Origin of the sequence: Comamonas sp., assembly GCF_036666375.1 — a bacterium.
Taxonomy (GTDB): domain Bacteria; phylum Pseudomonadota; class Gammaproteobacteria; order Burkholderiales; family Burkholderiaceae_C; genus Comamonas.
The window spans coordinates 1-2350 of sequence record NZ_JAVWWA010000092.1 but is presented as its reverse complement, the minus strand read 5'-3'; the positions used below and the strand labels follow the sequence as shown (position 1 = coordinate 2350).

2 protein-coding genes are annotated in these 2350 nt (G+C 63.4%); both read right to left on the bottom strand.

All coding sequences use genetic code 11. The annotated features are described in order from the left end of the window. The coding region (locus RR928_RS18945; RefSeq protein WP_332683754.1) for a biotin/lipoyl-containing protein at positions 1-287 on the bottom strand (287 nt) is incomplete at its 3' end. A gap of 18 nt (positions 288-305) precedes the next feature. Further along, the coding region (aceE, locus tag RR928_RS18940; protein WP_332683751.1) for a pyruvate dehydrogenase (acetyl-transferring), homodimeric type at positions 306-2350 on the bottom strand (2045 nt) is incomplete at its 5' end.

Sequence of the window (2350 nt, the reverse complement as noted above, 5' to 3'; positions counted from 1 at the left end):
GCTGCTGCCGGTGCAGGGGCGGCTTGCGCTGCGGGAGCGGGAGCCGCCGAAGCCGTTTCAATCACCGCAATGACCGAACCCTGCTTGACCTTGTCGCCCAGCGCCACGCGCAGTTCCTTGAGAACGCCCGCATGGCTCGACGGAATCTCCATCGAGGCCTTGTCGGATTCCACGGTCAGCAGCGATTGCTCGGCCTTGATCGTGTCGCCCACCTGAACCAGCACTTCGATCACCGACACCTCGTCGAAATCACCGATGTCCGGAATTTGAATGTCTACCAATGCCATATATGTCTCCCGGAATTCTTAGGCGTTCAGCGGGTTGATCTTGTCGACCTGGATGCCGTACTTGGCAATCGCTTCGGCCACCTTGGTCATGGGCAGCTGGCCGGCGTCGGCCAGGCCGCGCAGCGCCGCCACGACGATGTAGTGGCGATCGATCTCGAAATGCTCGCGCAGCTTGCGGCGGAAGTCCGAACGACCGAAACCGTCGGTGCCCAGCACCTTGTAGATGCGGCCCTTGGGGATGTAGGCGCGGATCTGTTCGGCATAGGCCTTCATGTAGTCGGTCGACGCGATCACCGGGCCGGTGGAGCCGGCGAGCTGTTGCGTGACGAATGCCTGGCGCGCGGTTTCCAGCGGGTGCAGCAGGTTCCAGCGGTCCACGTCCTGACCGTCGCGCGTCAGTTCGTTGAAGCTTGGGCAGCTCCAGACGTCGGCGGCCACGCCCCAGTCATTGAGCAGCAGCTCCTGGGCGAACATCGATTCGCGCAGGATGGTGCCCGAACCCAGCAGTTGCACGCGCAGGCCCGTGGTCGGCACCTTGATGCCGGCCTTGCACTGGTACATGCCCTTGATGATCTGCTCTTCGGTGCCGGGCGTGAGGCCTGGCATCGCGTAGTTCTCGTTGAGCAGCGTCAGGTAGTAGAAGACGTTTTCCTGCTCCTGCACCATGCGGCGCAGGCCTTCGCGCATGATCACCGCGACTTCGTGGGCGAAGGTCGGGTCATAGCTGACGCAGTTGGGCACGGTGTTCGCCAGGATGTGGCTGTGGCCGTCTTCGTGCTGCAGGCCTTCGCCGTTGAGCGTGGTGCGGCCCGAAGTGCCGCCCAGCAGGAAGCCGCGTGCCTGCATGTCGCCCGCCGCCCAGGCGAGGTCACCCACGCGCTGGAAGCCGAACATCGAGTAGTACACGTAGAACGGGATCATGATCCGGTTGCTGGTGCTGTAGCTCGTGGCGGCAGCGATCCAGCTGGACATGCCGCCGGCCTCGTTGATGCCTTCCTGCAGGATCTGGCCGGCCTTGTCCTCGCGGTAGTACATGACCTGGTCCTTGTCGACCGGGGTGTATTGCTGACCTGCAGGGTTGTAGATGCCGATCTGGCGGAACAGACCTTCCATGCCGAACGTGCGCGCCTCATCGACCAGGATGGGAACGACGCGCGGACCGATTTCCTTGTCGCGCAGCAGCTGCGTGAGGAAACGCACGTAGGCTTGCGTGGTCGAGATTTCACGGCCTTCGGGCGTGGGCTCGAGAATGGCCTTGAAGGTTTCCAGCGCGGGCGCAGTGAACTGCTCGTCGGCCTTGACGCGGCGCTTGGGCAGGTAGCCGCCCAGGGCCTTGCGGCGCTCGTGCAGATAGCGCATTTCCGGCGTGTCGTCGGCCGGCTTGTAGAACGGCAGATCGGCGATCTGGCTGTCGGGAATCGGGATGTTGAAGCGGTCGCGGAAGGCCTTGATGTCTTCGTCGCCGAGCTTCTTGGTCTGGTGCACGGTGTTCTTGCCTTCACCGATCTTGCCCATGCCGAAGCCCTTGACGGTCTTGACCAGCAGCACCGTGGGCTGGCCCTTGTGCTCGTTGGCCGCGTGGAAGGCCGCATAGACCTTCTGCGAATCGTGGCCGCCGCGGCGCAGGTTCCAGACTTCGTCGTCGCTCATGTGCTCGACCATCTTCAGCGCGCGCGGATCGCGGCCGAAGAAATGCTTGCGCACGTAGGCGCCGTCATTGGCCTTGAACGACTGGTAATCACCGTCGTTGCACTCCATCATGATCTTGCGCAGCACGCCGTCCTTGTCCTTGGCCAGCAGCTCGTCCCAGCCCTTGCCCCAGAGCAGCTTGATGACGTTCCAGCCCGAACCGCGGAACTCGCCTTCGAGCTCCTGGATGATCTTGCCGTTGCCGCGCACCGGACCGTCCAGGCGCTGCAGGTTGCAGTTGATGACGAAGATCAGGTTGTCGAGCTTTTCGCGCGCGGCCAGCGAGATCGCGCCCAGCGATTCCACTTCGTCCATTTCGCCGTCGCCGCAGAACACCCAGACCTTGCGGTTCTCGGTGTTGGCAATGCCGCGCG